At 65.6% G+C, this 22,134-nt stretch carries 11 protein-coding genes; 7 read left to right on the forward strand and 4 right to left on the reverse strand.

What is annotated here, in order from left to right; all coding sequences use genetic code 11:
* Positions 1-64: 64 nt before the first annotated feature.
* From E7V67_005190 to E7V67_005205, 4 genes are all read right to left on the reverse strand, one after another.
* The gene (locus E7V67_005190; GenBank protein ID WUR14502.1) at positions 65-2,986 is read right to left on the reverse strand and encodes a TonB-dependent receptor; all 2,922 of its coding nucleotides are present in this window, start codon (positions 2,984-2,986) and stop codon (positions 65-67) included.
* 507 nt (positions 2,987-3,493) lie between these two features.
* A complete protein-coding gene (locus E7V67_005195) occupies positions 3,494-6,268 on the reverse strand; it encodes a TonB-dependent receptor (GenBank protein ID WUR14503.1) in 2,775 nt (924 codons plus the stop codon).
* A 409-nt stretch (positions 6,269-6,677) separates the two neighbouring features.
* Positions 6,678-9,464: a TonB-dependent receptor gene (locus tag E7V67_005200; protein WUR14504.1), complete on the reverse strand. Its 2,787-nt coding sequence runs from the start codon at positions 9,462-9,464 to the stop codon at positions 6,678-6,680.
* Between the two features lie 428 nt (positions 9,465-9,892).
* The gene (locus E7V67_005205; GenBank protein ID WUR14505.1) at positions 9,893-12,658 is read right to left on the reverse strand and encodes a TonB-dependent receptor; all 2,766 of its coding nucleotides are present in this window, start codon (positions 12,656-12,658) and stop codon (positions 9,893-9,895) included.
* 261 nt (positions 12,659-12,919) lie between these two features.
* On the opposite strand from E7V67_005205, the gene E7V67_005210 reads away from it, so the two are divergent.
* The 7 genes from E7V67_005210 to E7V67_005240 all read left to right on the forward strand — a co-directional run bounded on the left by E7V67_005210 (position 12,920) and on the right by E7V67_005240 (position 21,872).
* On the forward strand, positions 12,920-13,858 hold the full coding sequence (locus E7V67_005210) for an ABC transporter permease (GenBank protein ID WUR14506.1): 939 nt from the start codon (positions 12,920-12,922) through the stop codon (positions 13,856-13,858).
* Positions 13,855-14,871 carry an ABC transporter permease gene (locus tag E7V67_005215; GenBank protein ID WUR14507.1) on the forward strand — a complete coding sequence of 339 codons (1,017 nt, stop codon included), beginning with the start codon at positions 13,855-13,857 and terminating at the stop codon, positions 14,869-14,871. The genes E7V67_005210 and E7V67_005215 overlap by 4 nt, the downstream gene beginning before the upstream one ends.
* Positions 14,868-16,565: an ABC transporter ATP-binding protein gene (locus E7V67_005220; GenBank protein ID WUR14508.1), complete on the forward strand. Its 1,698-nt coding sequence runs from the start codon at positions 14,868-14,870 to the stop codon at positions 16,563-16,565. The genes E7V67_005215 and E7V67_005220 overlap by 4 nt, the downstream gene beginning before the upstream one ends.
* Positions 16,565-17,482, forward strand: a complete 918-nt coding sequence (locus tag E7V67_005225) for a DedA family protein/thiosulfate sulfurtransferase GlpE (GenBank protein WUR14509.1) — start codon at positions 16,565-16,567, stop codon at positions 17,480-17,482. Before E7V67_005220 ends, E7V67_005225 begins: the two co-directional genes overlap by 1 nt.
* Before the next feature lie 360 nt (positions 17,483-17,842).
* A complete protein-coding gene (locus tag E7V67_005230; protein WUR14510.1) occupies positions 17,843-18,856 on the forward strand; it encodes a glucokinase in 1,014 nt (337 codons plus the stop codon).
* A 336-nt stretch (positions 18,857-19,192) separates the two neighbouring features.
* Positions 19,193-19,921 (forward strand): SMC-Scp complex subunit ScpB, encoded by a 729-nt coding sequence (gene scpB, locus E7V67_005235; protein WUR14511.1) that lies wholly within the window; start codon positions 19,193-19,195, stop codon positions 19,919-19,921.
* Positions 19,908-21,872 carry a pseudouridine synthase gene (locus E7V67_005240; protein WUR14512.1) on the forward strand — a complete coding sequence of 655 codons (1,965 nt, stop codon included), beginning with the start codon at positions 19,908-19,910 and terminating at the stop codon, positions 21,870-21,872. Before scpB ends, E7V67_005240 begins: the two co-directional genes overlap by 14 nt.
* Positions 21,873-22,134: the final 262 nt, after the last annotated feature.

A 22,134-nucleotide genomic window follows, 5' to 3' on the forward strand; every position in this document is an offset into this window, starting at 1 on the left:
ACCCGCGCCCCAAAAAAAACCGCCCGGCGAACCGGGCGGCAAAGTTACAACACAACAATCGTTATCAGAAGCGTGCGGTCGCGCTCAGGAAGATGCGGCGGCCCAGCGCGTCGTAGGTGGACGGATAGGTATTGCCGTTACCCAGGCCGGTGGCCAGCTGCGACGTCAGCGGCGGATCGCGGTCGAACACGTTGTTAATGCCCAGCATGAGCGTGTAGTTGCGCTTGTACGTATAGGTCGCGGCGAAGTCCAGGTAATCGCGCTTGCCCAGTTCGCGGTCGACCGGGTTGGTGCCGTGGCCTTCGGACAGGTCGCCGTCGTTCAGCAGCGGGTTATCCGACAGGTTCTGCAGCTTGACCGCGTTGATGTGGCGCCAGGTCAGGGCCACGTCCACGTTCCAAGGGGTGGACCAGGTGCCGCGCAGCTTGTGGCGCCATTTCGGGTTCGGCGATTCGCACTTGTTGGCGCCGTAGTAGCCTACGCAGTCGTAGCTGCCTTCGCCCTTGATTTCCTCGGTGGTCAGCTTGTCCAGGTAGGTGCCGTTGAAGGCAATGCCGAAGCGGCCCCACTCGCCGGCGCGCAGCGCGTAGTTCGCGCCGATGTCCACGCCGCGGGTGTGCTGGCTGCCGATGTTCTGCTGGGTGCCGATGATGCGGCCGTTATCGAACAGCCACAGCGAACCGGTGCGGTCACGCGTGATCAGCGAGCAGAAGCGGGCTTCGCCGGTGGCCAGGCACTTCGACAGCGTCGTGGCCGGGTCGATCTTGTCGATCTTGTCGTCCACCTTGATATCGAAGTAGTCCACCGTCAGGGACAGGTCGCGCATCGGGGTCAGCACCACGCCGAACGTCTTCGACTTGGACTTTTCCGGCGCCAGCGCCGTGCTGCCGCCTTGCAGGTAGTTGTACTGGCCGGCCGGGCTGTCGGAAATCGAGCCATACTGCGCGGCCGTGACGCCCGTCTTCTGGCATGCGGCGAGCGATGCGCTCGGCGTTTCGCCCGCGCAGGGATCGGCGTCCATGTCGAACAGGTTGTTGCCTTGCGGCGTGTACAGTTCGATCAGGTTCGGTGCCCGCACGGCTTTCTGGTAGGTGCCGCGGAAGCGTACTTCGTCCAGTGGCGACCACACCAGGCCGAGGCCGAAGGTGTTGGTCTTGTTGCCAGTGCTGTAGTTGGAGTGGCGGTAGGAGCCTTCCAGCTGCAACTGCTTGGCGAACGGCATGTCTTCGATCAGCGGAATCTTGGTTTCGCCAAAGTAGTCGCGGACGGAGTACTGGCCCGATACGCCGCCGGTCGGACCGCCCGAGCCGGACAGGTCGCCCGCTTGCGTGGCGGCGTCCGTCATCAGCTCCAGCTTCTCGCGGCGGTGCTCGAAGCCGAACGACACGCCGATGCCGCTCTTGGCCGTCGGCAGCTTCCAGCCGTATTCGGACAGGTCGGCGCCGATCGTCGCGCCCTGGAACTGCTGTTCCGTCGAGCCCTTGCGCATGCCCGGGATCTGCAGGTAGGCCAGCATTTCCGGCGTCACGGCACCGGTCTGGTAGACGTTGTACGGTACGCAGCCGGCATCGCCGGACGCGCACGCGGCCTTGCCGTTGACATTGATGACGTCCAGAGCCTTGTCGATGCGCTGCGACGAGAAGTAGTTCTGTTCGCTCTGCGAGTAGATCACCTTGGCCGACTGCGCGTACACGTCGTAGGACCAGATGCCCAGCTCGCCCTGGATGCCGAACAGTTCGCGGAACGACGTGTTGCGGTATTCGGACTGGCGCCCGCCGCCTTCGACGTTGCGGCGGTTGACGACCACTTCGACCGGGTTGGTCGGCGTGATGCCCAGCGTGTCCTTCAACTGCTGCGACAGGAACGGGTTGTCGTAGCGCAGCGTGGCGGAGTTGCCGAAGATGCCGCCCGGCGCGATCTGGCCCGTGGTGCGGTCGTCATGGAACGAGAAGTCGGAGTACAACCGCATCTTGTCGTTGATGTCGTAGTGGATGTTGGCATTGAAGCCATAGCGCTCGGACGGGCGCTGGTAATGGTTCAGCGGGCCGAAGTTGTACTGGTCCAGCGCGTTGTTGAAGACGCGCGCGTTGCCGCTGCCGTCCACCGTGTAGACCTTGCCCTTCTGCGGGCCGTCGAGGGCCTGGATGCGGCCGGTCGCATTGGTGCCGGAGCCGCCGCAGGCGAAGCCGGTGGCGGTGGAGCTGACGGTACAGGCGGAGAAGTCGCGGTCGGCCTGCAGCAGCTCGTCTTCCTTCTTGTAGCTGAAGAAGAGGGTGGCGTTACCCTTGTTGTCGGCGAAGTTCGAGCCCATCAGGATACTGGCATCGCGCGACTTGCCGTCCCAGCCCTTGTCGCCAGGCACGGCGAACTGCGAGGGGTTCGATGCGCCGCGCTTGGCCACCAGCTCCGCGACCTCGCCGCCGTTCTGCTGGTGGTTGAAGCCGCTGACGTTGGCCTCGACCTGGATGCCCTGGAAGTCCCTCTGCATGATGAAGTTGACGACGCCGGCCACGGCATCCGAACCGTACACGGCGCCGGCGCCGCCGGTCAGCACTTCGACGCGCTTGATCAGCGGGGCGGGGATCTGGTTCAGGTCGGCTGCGGTATTGGTCGGGCTGCCCATCGGCAGGCGCTTGCCGTTGACCAGCACCAGGGTGCGCTCGGCGCCGAGGCCGCGCAGGTTGACGGTGGCGGTGCCGGTGGCGCCGTTGACGACATTGCCGCCCTGGTCGGCGAACACCTGCGGCATGTTGTTCAGCAGGCTTTCGACGTTGCGCACGCCGTCCGTCTTGATGTCCTTCGCGGTGATCGTCGTCACCGGGCTGGTGCCTTCCAGGTTCGCGGTCGGGATGCGCGAACCCGTCACCTCCACCTTGACCATCGGGGCTTCGCCAGCCCCGGGCGCCTGTTGCGCATGGGCCTGCATGCCCAGTACCGCGCCCGATGCGCAGATCATGCGGATCGAGCGGGACAAGATCTTTTCCATCGCCATATCGTTTGTTTCCTATCGCCGAGTGATTAAACGGATGCTCGCCGGTGCTGCCATTGCGAACACGCCAATGCGTGTTCTTGCCTATTCATCAAACCATTCGGTGGAATTTCCTGTCAATCAACAATGTTGCTCGATGCTGGAGCATGATTGCGCAATCAGGGTGCGCCGGAGGTGCATGTAAGGATGTGCTCACTCAGCAATATGACGTCACGTTCGATACGGATGAGTGTTAATTGCAGCTCGATAGTGACGTTGGTGCGCGCACCGAAACGGTGCGGGACGGCGCGAAGGCGCCAATAAAAAATCTCTGGCGTCAAGCTGTCAGATTTCGCATTCGTGTCATTATTGAGACAGTTGTGACACAAATGAAGTAATAATGTGCGATGTTGAGGCGGCAGTCGCGCCGCATGCGCCTGCCTGCCGCCACCTCGTCAAACTTGCAGACGAAAAAAAAGGCGGCGCAAGCGCGCCGCCTTTCAACCTTGATCCGAAGCCTGCGGCTTAGAAGCGGTAGGCGCCGGACAGATAGAACTGGCGGCCCAGCGCGCTCGAGTACGACGGGTTGTAGCCCACCTGGTGCGGCCCCGCGGTACGCAGCGAAAACGGCGGATTGCGGTCGAACAGGTTGATCACGCCGACCGTGATCTCGGTCTTCGCCATCGGGCGGTACGCCAGCTGGTAGTCGAACGTCGTGTAGCTCGGCACGCGCAGGGTCACGGCGTGGCATTCGTTCGGCGAGCCGGCCACGATCACAGCGCAGTCATCGACAGTCTGCTCCTTGTCGATGTAGCCGTTGCGGTAGGCCGCCGTCAGCGTGTGCGTGAACTGCTTCGTCTCGAACGACGACGACGCCTTGACGATGTGGCGGAAGCTGACCTTGTCGTCGATGCCGTAACGGTTCAGGCTGGTGGTCCACTCGTCGCTGGTGCCCGGCACGGTGTAGCGCGAACGGATCAGGTAGGTGCCGGCCAGGCGGCTGGTCAGCTTGCCGCCGTAGACGTTGAGCTTGTGCGTGAAGTCATAGTCGATGCCACGGTTCTCGCGCTGGCCGATATTGATCGGCAGCAGCTTGACCGCCAGCACGTCCTGGCCCGTCGCGTTCAGGTGCTTGGTCGTGTACAGGTCGGCGTACTTGCCCGGATTGTCGAAGATGTCGGCCTCGTTCACTTCGGTGACCTGGTCGCTGATCTTCACGTTCCACAGGTCGATGGCCATCGAGATGCTGTTGGTCGGCTCCCACACGGTGCCGATCGACCACTGCTTCGACTTTTCGGGCTTCAGGTTCGGGTTACCGCCGCGGAACGCCTCGAACTGCTGGCGGCCGACATTGTTGCAGTACGATGCCAGCGGGTGCGTCGTGCCCGTCAGCGGGCACTGGTAATTGCCGCCGGTGACGCCCCAGTCTTCCTGCACGCCGGCGATTTCCTGCATCGACGCGGCGCGGAAGCCCGTGCCAGCGGCCGCGCGGAACATCAGGCTCTTGGTCGCCGAGTACTTGCCGGACAACTTCCAGGTGGTGGCGTTTTCCTTGTTGCCGATCTTCTGGCCCGACAGCCTGTCCTTGACGGCGCCGATCTGGTCGTAACGCACGGAACCGGTCAGTTCCAGCTGCTTCGACACCGGCATCATCAGTTCGGCGTAGGCGCCGGCGTTGTCGCGCTCGTAGCCGCTGTCGACGGCACCGCCGTCACCCAGCAGCGCGGCGTTCAGCGCCACGTCTTCCTGCGCCATCGTGTAGGCCGTGTTGCGGTAGTCGACGCCGACGCCCAGCATCGCCGTGCCGCCCGGCAGTGCGAAGGCGGAGCGCGAGCCGCGCGCATCCCAGCCCTTCATCGTCACCGTCTGCGTGTTGTACAGGCCGGAGAAGTCGCTGGCGCGCAGCGCCGCGCGGGTGGCGTCCGAAACGGTGCCGGCGAACGGATCGATGGTGCCCGCTTCGATGGCGGCCTGGAACTTGTCCGCCCATGGCGTGCCGCTGACGTAGTCCGTCTTCTGCTTGTTGCGCGACCAGGTCAGTGCCGAGTTGACGTCCCAGCCGAACGCGCTGCCGTCGACGCCGACGACCAGGTGCGTGGCCTTGGTGCCGTAGTCGTAGACGCGGTTGCCAAGGCCGGTGGCGCGGTAGTTGGCGACGACGTCGGCGACGTTGGCGGCTTGGTCCGCCGTCAGGTTCGGCAGGATGTACTGGTTGTACAGCGAGGAACCGGGCGTGATCGAGAACTGCGCCGGCAGCGGCGCGATGCTGGCGCGCACGGTCGCTTCCGTGTAGGCGAAGTCATAGAAGGCGTTGAAGCCGCTCTGGCCCAGCTTCATGCTGCCGGAGCTGAACAGCGCGTCGCGCCTGGTTTCCGGGTTGATCTCGATGGTGGACGCGGAGTCGAACCAGCAGTTGCCGTCCGCGTAGAAGTCGTGGTTCAGCGGCGCGCAGCCGCCGTGGGCCAGCGCGTAGGGGTTCAGGTTGACCGATTCCGTGGCGTCGCCGGTCTTGTACTTGACGGTGGCGTTGGCAGGGATGGCGCGCGCCGAGCCGTTGATGAACTGCAGCGCGCGGCCGGTGACCGGATCGGTGAAGTTGATGATGCCGGTCCTGGCGAAGTCGCGCTGCGAGGCCTTCAGCGCCTTCTGCTCGTCGTGGCTGGCGGAGAAGAACACGCTGTAGCCGTCCTCTTCGAGGTCGCCGAAGCCCTTCGAGATCGACACCGAATTCGAGGCGCCGCCGGCTTCCTGCGGGCGATTGTACTTGGCGTTGATGTCCCAGTCGGTGGCGCCTTTCTTCAGGATGAAGTTGATGACGCCGGCGATCGCGTCCGCGCCGTACAGGGCGGAAGCGCCATCCGTCAGCACTTCCACGCGCTCGATGGCCGACAGCGGAATGGCATTGAGGTCGATGGTGGTGCCCGAGTTGGCCGGCGCCACGCGGCGACCGTTCAGCAGCACGAGGGTGTAGGCCGAGCCGATGTCGTGGATCGACGCGGTGGTCACGCCGCCACCGCCGCCGCCGACCGAGTCGGCCGCCACGGAGAAGCCCTGCATGGCGGGAATCTGCTGGATGAAGTCCGTCACGGTGGAGACGCCGGACTTCTTGATGTCCTTCTGGTTGAACGACTGCACCGGCAGCGACGCCTCGGCGGCGATGCGCTTGATGGAGGAGCCGGTAATTTCGATGCGCTGCATGGGCTGTTCGGCGGCTTCCTGCGCGGACGCGGCATGCATGCCCATGGCCAGGCCACCCGCGAACATCATGCGCAGGGAGCGAGACAGTACTTTCTCAATCATTGCTACTTCTTTCGGTAAATACCAACAACAAAACAACTTCGCCGGGTCGGCGGAGGAGGCGCAGCCCACTGCTGCTTAACTCGTGGTTACTTTCGTGTAGTGACTTCGAGCCCGCGTAAATCCTTGCAAATTCTCACCAAAAATCACGGGGCCTGTATCAAACCATCACGAGCGTTGTTTTGTCAATTTTTGTTTGGTTAAGGAAAGAAAAGCTGGCAATTTTTGCCAAAGATTTGTGTCATGGCAGCGACGTTGCTTCTTGGAATTGGTATATACATTAACAAAAATTACGGAGCTGAAGCAAAAAAAAAGCGGCCCGAAGGCCGCTTGCCAGATGCGCTACCCCAACTGCAATGGCCGGGGGCGGACCCGCCGGGTCCGACCCCAGTTCCTGCCGTGGGGTAAGCAATCAGAAGAACTTGTACTGCGCGCCGAACTTGAAGTAACGGCCTACCGCGCCGGAATTATCCAGCGGGTTGAAGCTCATGCCGCCATAGGTCAGCGGATCGAGCGGCGCCACCTTGTCGAACACGTTGGCGACGGATGCGAACATCGTCAGCTGCTTCGACACGTTCCAGCGGGTCGACAGGTCGACCGTTGTGAACGAGGCCAGCTTGCAGCCGTTCGGCGCCACGGTGCCGTCGGCGAACTGGCTGGCGCACGGTGCGCCTTCGTAGCGGATGTTCTTCATGCTGTCGCGCCAGTTGGCCGTGCCGCTGAAGTTCCAGGCGCCGATGTCCCACGAGGCGGTCAGGTTCAGCTTGTTCTTCGGCGTGCCCATGCAGTTCGACGTGTCGCAGTTGCCGTGCGTGCCGGCGAACTGGTAGCGCAGCGTGTCGGACTCGGCGCGCAGGAACGAGGCGATGTGCGTCCACGTCAGGCCGATGGTGGCCTTGCCGTATTCGCCCAGGCGCAGGCGCTGCTTGATTTCGACGTCGACGCCGGAGACTTCCGTGAACGACGAGTTGCGGTAGGCACCCTGTACCACCAGCAGCGTGCCGCTGTTCGGGATGACGTTGCCGGCAGCGTCCTTCAGGTTGTTGTCGTTACGCACGGCGCCCGGACGGGTGGCCGCTTCCGCGTACGAGACCGGGTTGATCTCGTTCTCACGCTTGATCTTGAAGCCGTCCACCGCCAGGCTGGTGCCGTCGAACGGGTCCCATACCAGGCCCAGCGTGTAGCCTTTCGACTCTTCCGGCTTCAGGTCCGGGTTGCCGATCTTGATCGAGCTGATCGAGATCGAGCAGTCGCCCTGGCTGGCGCCGGCGATTGGCGTCGGCACGCCGGCCGCGTTGGTCGGGCAGCGCACCGGGTCCTGCACGGAAGCCGAGCCGGTGGCCTGGCTGCGCGTGTTGTTTTCGGCGGCGCTCGGGGCGCGGAAGCCTTCCGTGTAGGTGCCGCGCAGCGCGAACGTCTTCACCGGGGTCCACTTGATGCCCAGCTTCGGCGTGGTCGAATTGAACTTGTCGTAGTGGTCGTAGCGCAGCGCGCCCGTCAGCTCGACCGATTTCAGGATCGGCGCCAGTGCTTCGATGTAGACGGCGGAGACCTTGCTGTCGCCGAACGCGGCCGTGTAGCTGGAGTTGATCGAGCCGTCTTCCGATCCGCCGAACGATGGGTTGTTCAGCTTTTCCTGGCGGTGTTCGCCGCCGATGGCCAGGCCGACGTTACCGCCCGGCAGCGCCAACGGCAGCTCGCGGGTGGCCTTGAAGTCGACGATGTCCAGCTTGGTCGTGGAATGCGACGTGGCGGTACGGGTCAGCGCGGAATACAGCGCCGGCGAGTTCTTGCCGGCCTGGGCGCCGATGTAGTACGGGAACAGCGAGCTGGCCGGATTGGACAGCGCGTCGTTCAGCACCTTCATGTTGATCATATTGGTCCACGCCAGGTCCAGCTTGGACTCGGAATGCGTGTAGCCGGTTTCCCAGTCCCAGCCCGCGTTGTTGCCCTTCAGGCCGACGACGAAGCGGTTGAATGTGTTCTTGGCGTTGCGTACCGAAGGACCGACGTCGAACATCGAGTAGCGCAGGCGCACGTCCTGGCCGTAGGGATTCTGCGGGTGGCTCGCGTCCATATTGATCAGCGAGCCGTAGTTGATCAGCTGCGGCACGTTGTTCGCGCCCGGGAAGATGATCGTGCCCGACGTCGAACCCGGCGTCATCGTGAACGAGGAACGACGCTCCGAGTAGCCCAGCTCCGTGTAGGCCTGCAGGTTCGGATTGATCTGCCAGGTGCCGCGGGTGTACAGGTTGAGCGACTCGATTTCAGGCTGCATCGAGCGGAACTGGTCCTGGTGCCAGACGCAGCCGCCGCGCGGGTCGCCCTGGACGGACTTGGAGAAGTTGGCGCAGCCTGGCAGCGAGACGTACTGGCCCGTGGCCGGGTTCAGCAGCGAGCCGGTCGGGGAGGGCGACGCGGCGCCGTTGCTGATGTAGCCGGCCGCATACTGCGTCGGCAGGCCATAGCCCCATGGACGGATGTCGCCGTGGCCGATCCAGTCGCGGCCGGCGCGCTGGGACGCCTTCAGCTCGTCCGACTGGCTGTACTCGGCGTTGACGACCCAGTTGTACTTGTCTTCGTCCAGGTCGCCCTGCCCGTAGGTGATCGAGGCCTTGTTCTGCTTGGCGTCGTCATAGCGCGACCAGCCGGTCTCGCCACGCACTTGCAGGCCCGTGAAGTCCTTGCGCAGGATGATGTTGACGACGCCGGCAATCGCGTCGGCACCGTACAGCGAGGAAGCGCCGTCCTTCAGGATCTCGATCCGCTCGACGATCTGCATCGGCACGGTGGAGAGGTCGGTAAAGCTCTTCTGGCCGTCGTCGGCGCGGGCATACGGCGCCATGCGGCGACCGTTCAACAGCACCAGCGTCGAGGTGGCGCCCAGGCCGCGCAGCGAGATCGCGGTGGAGCCGGCGGCGAAGCCGGAGCCGAAGCTGGTCGGCAGCGAGCCGGCGCCATCCACGGTCAGGGTCTGCAGATATTCGGCCACGGTGGCCTTGCCCGAGCGCAGCAGCTCATCGCTGTTGATCACGGTGACCGGCGAAGCGGTCTCGGCGGTCGCGCGCTTGATGCTCGACCCGGTGATTTCCACGCGCTGCATCGGCGCATCCTGCGCCAGCGCGGGCAGGGCGGCACCCATCCCGGCTGCCGCGAAGAGCAGTCGCACGGAACGTGCCATCATTTTTTCCATCATCATGTACTGCCTCCAAGATTGAACGAACCTGTAACAAGCGGTATTGCTTGAGGTGACGTTGTCTGAAGGAACTGTCTATGCAGGCCCTTCAGGGAGGGCATCAGAACAGAGGGAAGTGGCGGGCGTCAATCGTAAAGTTGTACTGGAGAATGTAACTGGATGTAACGGTTGCGGGAGGGATGGAAGCGTTTCCGAATTTTATTTGCAATATTGCGATTATGTCGCGATATCGTACGCTGTGGAGTTGCATCGCCGTATAGATGGGAGGCGGCAGGGTGTGAGATCCGTATTTCTGCGTATGTGGCACATCCGCTACAAGATGAGAGCTTAGGGTCTGTCCCCTGGGGACTGACCCTGAAGTTTGGCTTCCATGTGCTCGGTCGGTATGAAAACTTCGGGGTCAGTCCCCGTTGGGGACAGACCCCTGCCGCTTAGAAGAACTTGTAGTGCGCCCCCACCTTGAAATACCGCCCGATCGCGCCGGAAGCATCCATCGGGTTGTAGCTGATGCCGCCATACGTGAGCGGATCGAGCGGCGCCACCTTGTCCGTCACGTTGTTGACCGAGGCGAACAAGGTCAGCTGCTTGCTGACGGCAAAGCGCGTGGACAGGTCCAGGGTCGTGAACGAGGCGATCTCGCAGTCTTTCGTGCCCGGCTGGCCGTTGGCCAGCGTGGACCCGCACTCGCGGCCCTCGTACAGGATGTTCTTCATCTTGTCGCGCCAGTTTAGGTTGGCGTTGACGTTCCAGGCGCCGATGTCCCACGTGGCCGTGGCGTTGACCTTGTTCTTCGGCGTGCCCGCGCAGTTGGACGTGTCGCAGTTGCCGTGCGTGCCGGCGAACTGGTAGGAGGTCGTCGCCGATTCCTGCCGCTTCCACGAAGCGGTATGGCTGATGACGACGCCCAGGTTCAGCCGGCCGTAGTCGCCCAGGCGCAGGCGCTGGCGCACGTCCAGGTCCACGCCCGACACTTCGGTGAAGCTGGAGTTGCGGTAGGGCGCTTGCGTCATGATCAAGGTGCCCGAGTTCGGGATCACGACACCGTTGACGACCAGGTTGTTGTCCGAGCGGATCGCGGTCGGCAATGCGGCCGCCTCGTTGTACGGCATCGGGTTGATCTCGTTGCTGCGCTTGATCTTCCAGCCGTCCAGCGCGATGCTGCTGCCGTCGAACGGGTCCCACACGAGGCCCAGCGAGTAACCCTTCGACGTTTCCGGCTGCAGGTTCGGGTTGCCGACCTTGACGGCCGCCACCGAGAAGCCGCAGTCGGTCAAGGTGGCGCCGCCGGCTGCCGGCTTGCCGCCCGGGCAGCGCACCGGATCGCTGACGGTGGAGTTGCCGGTCGATTGCGACGGGGCGCTGCTTTCCGCCGGACCTGGCGCGCGGAAGCCTTCCGTGTACGTGCCGCGCAGCGCGAACGCCCTGGTCGGGGTCCACTTGATGCCCGCCTTCGGCGTGGTCGAATTGAAGTTGTCGTACTTGTCGTAACGGACGGCGGCCGTCAGCTCCAGTCCTTTCAACAGCGGCGCCAGCAACTCCGCATACACGGCCGATACCTTCGAGTCGCCGAACGCGGCCACGTAGTTCGAGTTGATCGAGCCGTTTTCGGAACCGGACAGCGAAGGATTGGAGAGCTTCTGGCGCCGGTGTTCGGCGCCGACCGCCACGCCCAGGTTGCCGCCGGGGAGGGCGAACAGTTCGCGCGAGGCCTTGGCGTCGAACGAGGACAGGCTGCTGGTCGAATCGGACGTCGCATCGACCGCCAGCGCCGCGTACAGCGATGCCGGATTGCGATAGGCCTCGGCGCCCATGTAGTACGGGAAGTACTGCGAGGTGGGATCGCTCAGCGCGGCGCGCATCACGTTCATGTTCAGCATGTTCGTATAGCGCAGCTGCAGCTCGGACTTCGAATAGGTGAAGCCGGCGTCATAGTCCCAGCCGAAGGCGTTGCCCTTGATGCCGGTGACGAAGCGCTTGAACGTGTTGTCGGCATGGCGCACGCTTGGGCCGATGTCGGCGGCCAGGTAGCGGATACGGGCCGGGGCGCCGAACGGATTCTGCGGATGGGTGGCGGCCAGCAGGTTCAGGTTGCCGTAGTTGATGAAGCCCTGCGGGTTCTGCGCATTGGGCGGGAACGCCACGGTCGGCGTGAAGTGTGGCGGGATCATCGTGAACGACGTGTCGCGCTTCGAGTAGCCCAGCTCCACATAGGCTTGCGTGGCAGGGTTGACCTGGAAGGTGCCGCGTGTGTACAGGTTGAGCGACTCGATCTCCGGCTGCATGTCGCGCCACTGGCTGTGGTGGTACAGGCAGCCGCCGTTGGCGCCGGTCTGGTCGGTGGTCGGAGTCACGCTGGCGCAACCGGGCAGGCTCACGTAGTTGGTCGTGACGGGATTGCGGATGCTGCCGGCCGGGCTCTGGTTGGCATTGTTGGTGCCGGAGATGTAGCCGCCCGCGAACTGGGTGCCGACCGGGAAGCCCCAGGGACGCAGGTCGCCCATGCCGATGTGGCGCCGGCGGCCGGCGCGGTCGCTGTTGGCGATGCTGTCCGACTGGAAGTACTCGGCGTTGGCGACCCAGTTGTAGCGGTCCGCCTCCAGGTCGCCCCGGCCGTAGGTGATCGAAGCCTTGTTCTGCTTGCCGTCGTCGTAGCGCGACCAGCCCGTGTCGCCCTTGACTTCCAGGCCCTGGAAGTCCTTGCGGAGGATGATGTTGACGACGCCGGCGATGGCGTCGGCGCCATAGGTGGAAGAGGCGCCGTCCTTCAGGATCTCGATGCGTTCGACGATCTGCATCGGCACGGTGGAGAGGTCGGTAAAACTTTTCTGGCCGTCGTCGGCACGCGCGAACGGCGCCATGCGCCGGCCATTGAGCAGCACCAGCGTGGAAGTGGCGCCCAGCCCGCGCAGCGAGATGGCGGTGGAACCGGCGGCGAAGCCGTTGCCGAAGCCGGTCGGCAGCGAGCCGGCGCCGTCCACGGCCAGCGTTTGCAGGTATTCGGCGACGGTGCCCTTGCCCGAACGCAGCAGCTCGTCGCGGCCGACGACCTGCACCGGCGACGCCGTTTCGGCCGTCGCGCGCTTGATGCTGGAACCGGTGATCTCGACGCGCTGCATCGGCGCTTCGGGCTGCGCCTGGGCCAGGCCGGCCGCTGCGACCAGGCCGCCGGCACACAGCAGGCGTACGGAACGGGACAATCTTTTCTCTACCATTTGCTGCCTCCACGTTGATTTGGGTTGCAATGCCAGGGGGCGAGGGGCGGAAGGCTCCTCGCCATCGCATGAAAGCACTGGTCGAGGATGTTTGTATAGATGCATCGACTTGCGGCTGAAAAGTTGTGGAAAATATACGACATCGTGCCGGGGCGCGACGTTCTCGCCGTGCGGCTGCAATTTCCTGCCTGGATGCGATATGATCCTGTGCCCCGCGTTACGTCTTTCGCAGCCGTTTGGAGCCCGATGCTAGCCTTCGTTTTGCGCCGCCTGTGGCAGATGCTGCCGACCATGCTGGGCGTCGTGCTGCTCGTGTTCGTGCTGTTCAACTGGGTGGGCGGCGATCCCGCCTATATCCTGGCCGGGAAGATGTCCAGCCTTGATGCGATCGCCAACATCCGCCACCAGCTCGGCGTGGACGAGCCGTATCCCGTGCAGCTGTGGATCTTCGTCAAGCAGGTGATCACGTTCGACTTCGGCCAGAGCTGGGCCACCGGCGAACCGGTGCGGCAGGTGATCGCCAGCCGGCTGGGGCCTTCGCTGACGGTGCTGGTGCCGCTGACGGTGCTGGAAACGCTGATCGGCGTGGCGCTGGCGCTGGCGGTCGCTTTCGTGCGCGGCTCGCTGACCGACCGCGCCGTGATGGTGGCGTGCACCGTCGGCATGTCGATCTCCATCCTCGTCTACATCATCGTGTTCCAGTATGGCCTGGCCTACCGCCTCGGCCTGTTTCCCGTGCAGGGCTGGGGCGACAGCTTCGCCGTCAACCTGCTGCGCTACGCGCCGCTGCCCATCCTGATCGGGCTGGCCGTGTCGCTGGCGCCCACCCTGCGGCTGTATCGCAGCTTCGTGCTGGACGAAGTCAACCAGGATTACGTGCGCACCGCGCGCGCCAAGGGCCTGCCGGAGCGGCGCGTGATGTGGGTGCACGTGCTGCGCAATGCGGCCATCCCCATCATCACGCACGTGATGGCCAACCTGCCGGCGCTCCTGATCGGCGCCTTCCTGCTGGAGCGCTTCTTCGGCATCCCCGGCATCGGCCGCGAGGTGATCCTGGCGGTGGAGCGCAGCGACTTCCCCGTCATCAAGGCCGTCACCGTCTGCGTGGCCGCCGCCACGATGGTGTTCAACCTGCTGGCGGACCTGCTGTACCAGGCCGTCGATCCGCGGGTGCGGCTGGCATGAGCGCGCTGCCCGACGACGCCGGCGCGGCCGGCCTGTGGACCCTGGCGTGGCGCCGGCTGCGCGCCGACCGCGTGGCCATGGTGGCGCTGGCGGTCGTCGCCGCCTTCCTCCTGATGCTGGTGCTGTCCGCGGCGGGACTGGTCGCGGCCGACTGGGAGGAGGAGGTCGGCGTCAACTACGCGCCGCCCACGTTCGTCGGCGCGGCGCCGGCCGCGATCGCCGCCGCCGCGGCGCCGGCGCTGCCGGTGCCGGACAATCCGTTCGACCCGCTGGCCGCCGAGATCGGCCTGCTGCGTGCCCAGCTGGGCGCGGAGCAGGCGGCGCCGCGCCGCGCCACCTTGCCGTTCGGTGCCGACAAGTGGGGCCACGACGTGATCAAGAAGACCATCAAGGGCGGCGAGACCTCGATCGTCGTCGGCCTGGTGGCTGCAACGGTGGCGGTGAGCCTGGGCACGCTGTTCGGCGCCGTCTCCGGCTTTTATGGCGGTGTCGTCGACGACCTGTGCAACTGGTTCTACAACGTGTTCACGTCCATCCCGTCGATCCTGATGATCCTGACGGTGGCCGCCGTGCTGCAGCACAAGGGCGTGACCACGATCGTGCTGATCCTGGGCCTGACCGGGTGGACCGGGCCGTACCGCCTGATCCGCGCCGAGTACCTGCGCCACAAGGCGAGGGAATACGTGCTGGCGGCCGACGCCATCGGCGCATCGAACCTGCGCAAGATGTTCGCCCATATCTTCCCCAACGTCAGCCACGTGGCGCTGGTGCAGCTGTCGATCCTGGCGGTGGGCTTCATCAAGGCCGAGGTGATCCTGTCGTTCCTGGGCTTCGGCGTGCCGGTCGGCGTGGTGTCGTGGGGCTCGATGCTGAACGAGGCGCAGAACGAGCTGCTGCTGGGCAAATGGTGGCAGCTGAGCGCCGCCGCCGTCGCGATGGCGGTGCTGGTGACGGCGTTCTCGCTGCTGGCGGATGCGCTGCGCGACGCCCTCGATCCGAAGGTGAAGGCATGAGCGCCTTGCTGGAAGTGCGCGACCTGCGCATCGCCTTCCGCGTCGACAAGCGCAACACGGTCGAGGCGGTGAAAGGCATCTCGTTCACGGTACCGCGCGATGCGACGGTGGCGCTGGTGGGCGAATCGGGCAGCGGCAAGTCGGTCAGCTCGCTGGCCATCATGGGCCTGTTGCCCCGTCACACCACCCTGGTCGATCCGGCCGGCAGCGTGCTGTTCGAGGGGCGCGACGTGCTGCACCTGCCGGACGCCGAACGGCGCGCGCTGTGCGGCAACGATATCGCGATGATCTTCCAGGAGCCGATGTCGTCGCTCAATCCCGTGCTGACGGTGGGCTACCAGATCGGCGAGGTGCTGCGCCGGCACATGGGCATGAGCGCGCGCCAGGCGCGCACGCGGACCTTGGCATTGCTGGAGGAGGTGGGCATTCCCGACCCGGCCGCGAAGATCGACGTCTATCCGGGCCAGATGTCCGGCGGCCAGCAGCAGCGCGTGATGATCGCGATGGCGCTGGCCTGCGAGCCGAAGCTCCTGATCGCGGACGAGCCGACGACGGCGCTGGACGTGACGATCCAGAAGCAGATCATGGAGCTGATCGCCAGCCTGCGGCGCAAGCACCGCATGTCGGTACTCTTCATCACGCACGACCTGGGCCTGGTGGGGGAGATCGCGGACGAGGTGATCGTCATGCGCCATGGCGAGACCCGCGAGGCGGGTCCGGTGCGCCAGATCTTCGGCGCGCCGCGCGACAGCTACACGCAGGCGCTGCTGCATTGCCGGCCGCCGCTGGATGCGCGGCCCTGGCGCCTGCCCGTCATCGCCGACTACCTGGACGGACGCGCCACGGCCGACCAGCGCCAGCGCCAGCGCGGCTACCGCCCGGACGACGACATCGTGCTGGACGTGCGCAACCTGAAGAAGAGCTTCTGGCTGAAGGAGGGCCTGTTCGGCAAGCGCGAATTCCAGGCCGTGAAGGACGTGTCGTTCCAGCTGGCGCGCGGCCGCACGCTGGGCATCGTCGGCGAATCCGGCTCCGGCAAGAGCACGCTCGGACTGACCCTGCTGCGCCTGCACGAGGCCAGCGGCGGCAGCGCCGTGTTCGAGGGGCGCGACCTGCTGGCGCTGTCGAAACGCGACTACCACCCGTACAAGCGGCGCATCCAGATCGTCTTCCAGAACCCGTACGCTTCGTTGAATCCGCGCTTCACCGTCGGCCAGATCCTGCTGGAGCCGATGCGGCTGCACGGCATCGGCGCCGACGAGCGCGAACGGGTGGCGCTGGCGCAGGCGCTGCTGGAACGGGTCGGCCTGCCGCCGGCGGCCTACCAGCGCTATCCGCACGAGTTCTCCGGCGGCCAGCGCCAGCGCATCGCCATCGCGCGCTGCCTGACGATGAAGCCGGAGATCCTCGTCTGCGACGAGTCGGTGTCGGCGCTGGACGTATCCGTGCAGGCGCAGGTGCTGAACTTGTTGCAGGAGCTGCAGGACGAATACGGCCTGTCCTATATCTTCATCTCGCACGACCTGGCGGTGGTGCGCTACATCTCCGACCGCGTGCTGGTGATGAACCAGGGCGAGGTGGTGGAGATGGCCGATGCGGACGAGCTGTATCGCAACCCGCGCCACCCTTACACGCGCTCGCTGCTGGGGGCGATCCCACGGGCGCCGGGCGCCGGTGCTACCATGGCGGAATAATGGCAAACCTGATTTCGCTGCTGCAGGAGTATGGCGTCCTGATCGTCTTTATCGTCGTGCTGGTCGAGCAGATGGGCTTGCCCCTGCCGGCCTATCCGATCCTGATCGTATCCGGCGCGCTGGCGGTGGACGAGGGCGGCACCGCGCTGGCCGGCGTGCTGGCCGTCAGCCTGGGCGCCTGCCTGCTGGCGGACTTCTTCTGGTTCCGCGCCGGCCGCCATTACGGCACGCGCGTGCTGCGGCTGCTGTGCAGGATTTCGCTGTCGCCCGACTACTGCGTCAGCCAGACCGAGGACAACTTCCGCAAATGGGGCCCGAAGTCGCTGATCGTGGCTAAATTCATCCCCGGCTTCAACACGATCGGGCCGCCGCTGGCGGGCGCGATAGGCACGCACTCATCCGTGTTCTTCAGCTTCAGCGCGCTGGGCGGGCTGCTGTGGAGCCTGACCGGCATCTCGATCGGGGCCTATTTCCACGCCAATGTCGACCAGGTGCTGGACATGCTCGCCACGATGGGCAGCACGGCGCTGACGGTGCTGGGCATCCTGCTGGCGCTGTTCGTGCTGTTCAAGTACATCGAGCGGCGCCGCTTCCAGCGCGCCATGCAGACCGAACGCATCAGCGTCGAGCAGCTGAGGGCACTGCTGGCGGACGGCCACGAGCCAGTGCTGGTGGACGCGCGCAGCGCTACCGCGCAGCAGATGGAGCCGCCGGTGCCGGGGGCGCTGCTGCTGAACGGCGATCCGGCGACAATCCTGGCCGCGCTGCCGCGCGACCGCCATATCGTCGTGTACTGCAGTTGCCCGAACGACGTGACCGCTGCCAGCGTGGCAAAGCAACTGCAGGAGCAGGGCTACACGCTGGCCAAGCCGCTGCATGGCGGCCTGGACGCCTGGAACAGCGCGTTCGGCAGTTAAGCACTGAGGGGGGGCGGGCGCAACTGAGAGAACCCCGAAGCAAGAGCCGGGGTCAGACCCGCCGGGTCTGACCCAAGGGTTTGCACTTTGGGTTTGCCCATGATCGAGCGGCCCGCCCCTGGCAAGTTGCCGCCCGGAACGCTCCGGCACTATTCCGATGTGCGACAGTGTGGTAACGTTTCCTCAAGATGGGCAACTGTCGCAGCTTCCCGAGCGCGGTAGTCATACTACGGCTTGGTTTATGTGGTTTTCCGTTGCTTTTGCCGAAGATGTACCAAAACTACACTCATCTCTTGCGTCTACGCTAAGATATCCGATAGGATTAGGCCTCGACTATTTTTTGGCCGCACCATGAACGTCATGTCCGATTCCGCGTCGCTGATCACTCCTTCCGTATTCCCCGGCGGCGCGCGCCTGCTGGCCGATGTTGGCGGCACCAATGCCCGCTTCGCGCTGGAGACGGCGCCCGGCCAGATCGGTCACATCCACGTGCTGGCCTGCGCCGACTACGCCACGCTGGCGGATGCGATGCGGGCCTATCTGGCCCTGCCGGACGTGGCCGCGGCATCGCAGGGCATCCGCCATGGCGCCATCGCGATCGCCAACCCCGTCACGGGCGACCTGGTGCGCATGACGAACCACCACTGGGAATTTTCGATCGAGGCGTTGCGCCGCGACGTCAACTTCGACGTCCTGGCCGTCGTCAACGATTTCACGGCGCTGGCCCGTTCGCTGCCGCATATCCCGGCCGCGCAGAAGCGCCAGGTGGGCGGCGGCTCGGCCGTCGAAGGTACGCCGCTGGGCCTGATCGGCGCCGGCACCGGCCTGGGCGTTTCCGGCCTGATCCCGTCGGCGTCGGGCTGGACGGCGCTGCTGTCCGAAGGCGGCCACGTCAGCTTTGCCCCGATGAACGAGACGGAAGTGGCGATCCTGCAGTTCGCCTGGAAGGAATTCGAGCACGTGTCGGCCGAGCGCCTGCTGTCCGGTGTCGGCATCGAGCTGATCTACCGCGCGCTGGCCGATTACCGCAAGGTGGACGCCGAGGTGCTGGGCGCGCCCGAGATCGCGCGCCGTGCGCTGGACGGCAGCTGCCCGCTGTGCGACGCCACCATCGAGGCGTTCTGCACGATGCTGGGCACCATTGCCGGCAACCTGGGCGTAACGCTGGGTGCGCAGGGCGGTATCTATATTGGTGGCGGCATCGTGCCGCGCCTGGGCGAGCGCTTCGACCGTTCGGGCTTTCGCGCCCGCTTCGAGGCGAAAGGCCGCTTCCGAAATTACCTGGCGGAAATTCCGACCTTCGTCATCACGGCGGAGTACCCGGCATTCCTGGGCGTGTCGGCCATCCTGGCGGAGCGGCTGGCGGCCGCCTGAGGCCGGCGTCCGATACGGTCGCGCACGCAACCCTAGCGCGGAGTTGCACTTTTCCCGATTTTATCGGGTACAATGACCAGAGTTGGATGAAACGGCAGCGCGCGTTCGCGATTTTGTGTTGGCAGCGCGCGGTCCTGAGAAACCTTGGGAAGCCCATGGCAGGCCAACGCCCGCATCGGAACGGATGGGGCGGCATGGCGGCACGAGGGCGACAGGCCTCCCCGGAATTGCCGGCCGGTTTTCTCCCCGAAAACACATCTCTCCATCTGTGACTCACCGCCCGGCGCGCAGCGGCCCGGCGGCTTCTTGCATGGATGTGCGACCACAAGATTGCTTATGGATACAGCTGAGGCCAAGAAAGTCCTCGAAACCGCGCTGCTTTGCGCTCGTGAGCCGTTATCGATTCACAGCCTGAAAAAGTTATACGTCGACACCGACGACCAGGGGCGCCCGCTGGGCACCGGCGTCGGCGCCGACACGATCAAGCAATTGCTGGAGGAGCTGCGGCAGGACTGGCAGGGCCGCGGCATCGAGGTGGTGGGCCTGTCCTCGGGGTGGCGCTTCCAGAGCCGGCCGGAGATGAAGCAGTACCTGGACCGGCTCAATCCGGAAAAGCCGCAGAAGTACTCGCGCGCGACCCTGGAAACGCTGGCGATCATCGCCTACCGCCAGCCGGTGACGCGCGGCGACATCGAGGAGATTCGCGGCGTGGCCGTGAACTCGCAGACGATCAAGATGCTGGAAGACCGCGGCTGGATCGACGTGGTCGGTTATCGCGACGTACTGGGCCGCCCGGCATTGCTGGGCACCACCAAGCAGTTCCTGGATGACCTGGGCTTACAATCGCTGTCCCAGCTGCCGCCGTTGCAGCAAATCAGCGATGTGCAGAACGCCAATTCGATGGAAGTACTCGAAGCCGCGCTGCAGGAGAATTTCGAGAAGGCGGCCCATGCCGCCGCAGTCCCTGACAATGTAGCGCCCGAAGATGCACCCGCCGCAGGCGCGGTGCCGCAAGTAGCGCCTGACGCTGACCCCACGCAAGAACGAACGAATGAACAACACTGACAAGACCAACGAGACCGGCGCGCAGGAAGTCGCCGCCGCAGCCGTCAAGCCGAAGCGCCGCACCAAGGCCCAGATCGAAGCGGACAACGCGGCACTGCTGGCGGCCGGCGAGACGCCGAAGCCGAAGCGCACCCGCAAGACCGCCGCCAGTGCCGAGGGCGCTGCTGCGCCGGCCGCGGTGGCCGCGGTGGCCGATACCGCGCCGGCCGCTGCCGAGGCGGCTCCCGTGAAGAAGCCGCGCAGCCGCGCCGTCAAGCCGGCCGCCGCGCCGGTGGATGCCGCACCGGCCGCCGTCGAGCCGCGGCAGGCTCCGGCACCTGGCGCCGATACCCCGGCCGAGTCGACGCCGGCGGACGAGAAAAAAGCTCGCGCGCCGCGCGGCCCGCGCCAGATGCGCGCACAGCGCGCGCTGCGCGAAGTGGAGAAGGCTGAGCGCGCCGAAGCGACGCCAGCGGTCGAGCCGGCCCAGGAGGTCGCCGTGGCTGCCGAAGGCGCCGCGGCGCCGGAGCGGACCGCGCGCAACGAGGCTCGTGGCGAAGCGCGCAACGAGGGACGTGGCGAGGGTCGCAACAACGGCAAGCGCAAGGGCAAGCAGGGCAAGCCGGGCCAGCAGGCCCAAGGTCAGCAAGGTCAGCAAGGTCAGCGCCGCCAGGGTGGCAACGGCGGCGGCAAGGTCAGCGAAGCCGATGCGGTGTTCTCGTTCGTCACGTCCGACGCGTTCGACCGTGACGAGGGCGCCCGTGGAAAGGGCCCGCAGAAGGCGGTGCGCCGCGACCTGACGGCCGAGGACGACGCGCCGAAGCTGCACAAGGTGCTGGCCGAAGCGGGCCTGGGTTCGCGCCGCGACATGGAAGACCTGATCATTGCCGGGCGCGTGTCCGTCAATGGCGAGCCGGCCCACATCGGTCAGCGCATCCTGCCGACGGATGCCGTGCGCATCAACGGCAAGCTGATCCAGCGGAAGGTCAGCAAGAAGCCGCCACGCGTGCTGGTGTACCACAAGCCGGCCGGCGAAATCGTGTCGCACGACGATCCGGACGGCCGTCCATCCGTGTTCGACCGCCTGCCGCAGATGAAGGTGGGCAAGTGGCTGGCCGTCGGCCGCCTCGACTTCAACACGGAAGGCCTGCTGCTGTTCACCACGTCCGGCGACCTGGCGAACCGCCTGATGCACCCGCGTTACAACATCGACCGTGAATACGCCGTGCGCACGCTGGGTGTGCTGGAAGAGGGCATGCGCCAGAAGCTGCTGGCCGGCGTCGAGCTGGACGACGGCATGGCGCAGTTCTCCAAGATCGCCGACGGCGGCGGCGAAGGCGTCAACAAGTGGTATCGCGTGGTGATCGGCGAAGGCCGCAACCGCGAGGTGCGCCGCATGTTCGAGGCGGTCGGCCTGACGGTGTCGCGCCTGATCCGTACCCGTTACGGCGCGCTGACCCTGCCGAGCAACCTGAAGCGCGGCCGCTGGGAAGAGATGGAAGAAAACACGGTGCGCGACCTGCTGGCGATGGTCGGTGTCGAGAAGAAACAGTCCGGCGACGGCGCCGCCAAGGGCGGTAACGCCCGGGGCGAACGCAACGGCAATGAGCGTGGCGGCGAGAAGCGCGGCCGCGAGCGCGAGCAGAACTTCAACCGCCTGGACGTCAGCAACAAGAACGCCGACCCGTTCCCGCAGCCAACCCGTGGCGCGCGTGGCGGCCAGGGCCAGGGCAGCTACTTCGGTGCCGCCGGTGTGGGCCGGCCGGGCAGTGCCGGCCGTGGCCAGGGCTTCGGCCGGGCCGGCCTGGGCGACCAGGGTGGCGGCCGTCCGGGCCAGCCGGCCAAGGCGCGCGCTCCAAAGCAGCCCGATCCGCTGCAGACGACGTTCGGCTTTGCCGCCCAGCCACGCCGTGGCGGCCAGCCGCGCGGCGGGGCGATGGATCATGGCATGCCGCGGCGGCGCAAGGGTTAACCCGCGGCTGTTGAGGGCTGGGGTCTTGGTGCTGGCTGGTAGGCCAGCACCGCTACGCAGGCGAAGAGCGGTGCTCTTCGAAACCCCTGCTGCCGCTCCCTTCAGGGACTGACCCCGAAGTTCTGCGTGCTTCGCTAGCGGCAATGGCAAACTTCGGGGTCAGTCCCCGTTGGGGACAGACCCCAAGGGCAGACCCCAAACGCCAACTTTGCCACTGTTGTAACTACGTTCCGCTTCATTATGCGGCATTGCAGCGAAATCA

Origin of the sequence: [Empedobacter] haloabium (genome assembly GCA_008011715.2) — a bacterium.
Taxonomy (GTDB): Bacteria; Pseudomonadota; Gammaproteobacteria; order Burkholderiales; family Burkholderiaceae_D; genus Rugamonas; species Rugamonas haloabia.

Excerpts from the sequence above, each read along its gene's own strand:
- E7V67_005230 (WUR14510.1), top strand. The coding sequence starts at position 17,843 with ATGTCCGATTCCGCGTCGCTGATCACTCCTTCCGTATTCCCCGGCGGC.
- E7V67_005220 (WUR14508.1), top strand. The coding sequence starts at position 14,868 with ATGAGCGCCTTGCTGGAAGTGCGCGACCTGCGCATCGCCTTCCGCGTC.
- scpB (WUR14511.1), top strand. The coding sequence starts at position 19,193 with ATGGATACAGCTGAGGCCAAGAAAGTCCTCGAAACCGCGCTGCTTTGC.
- E7V67_005195 (WUR14503.1), bottom strand. The coding sequence starts at position 6,268 with ATGATTGAGAAAGTACTGTCTCGCTCCCTGCGCATGATGTTCGCGGGT.
- E7V67_005225 (WUR14509.1), top strand. The coding sequence starts at position 16,565 with ATGGCAAACCTGATTTCGCTGCTGCAGGAGTATGGCGTCCTGATCGTC.
- E7V67_005240 (WUR14512.1), top strand. The coding sequence starts at position 19,908 with ATGAACAACACTGACAAGACCAACGAGACCGGCGCGCAGGAAGTCGCC.
- E7V67_005210 (WUR14506.1), top strand. The coding sequence starts at position 12,920 with ATGCTAGCCTTCGTTTTGCGCCGCCTGTGGCAGATGCTGCCGACCATG.
- E7V67_005200 (WUR14504.1), bottom strand. The coding sequence starts at position 9,464 with ATGATGATGGAAAAAATGATGGCACGTTCCGTGCGACTGCTCTTCGCG.
- E7V67_005215 (WUR14507.1), top strand. The coding sequence starts at position 13,855 with ATGAGCGCGCTGCCCGACGACGCCGGCGCGGCCGGCCTGTGGACCCTG.
- E7V67_005190 (WUR14502.1), bottom strand. The coding sequence starts at position 2,986 with ATGGAAAAGATCTTGTCCCGCTCGATCCGCATGATCTGCGCATCGGGC.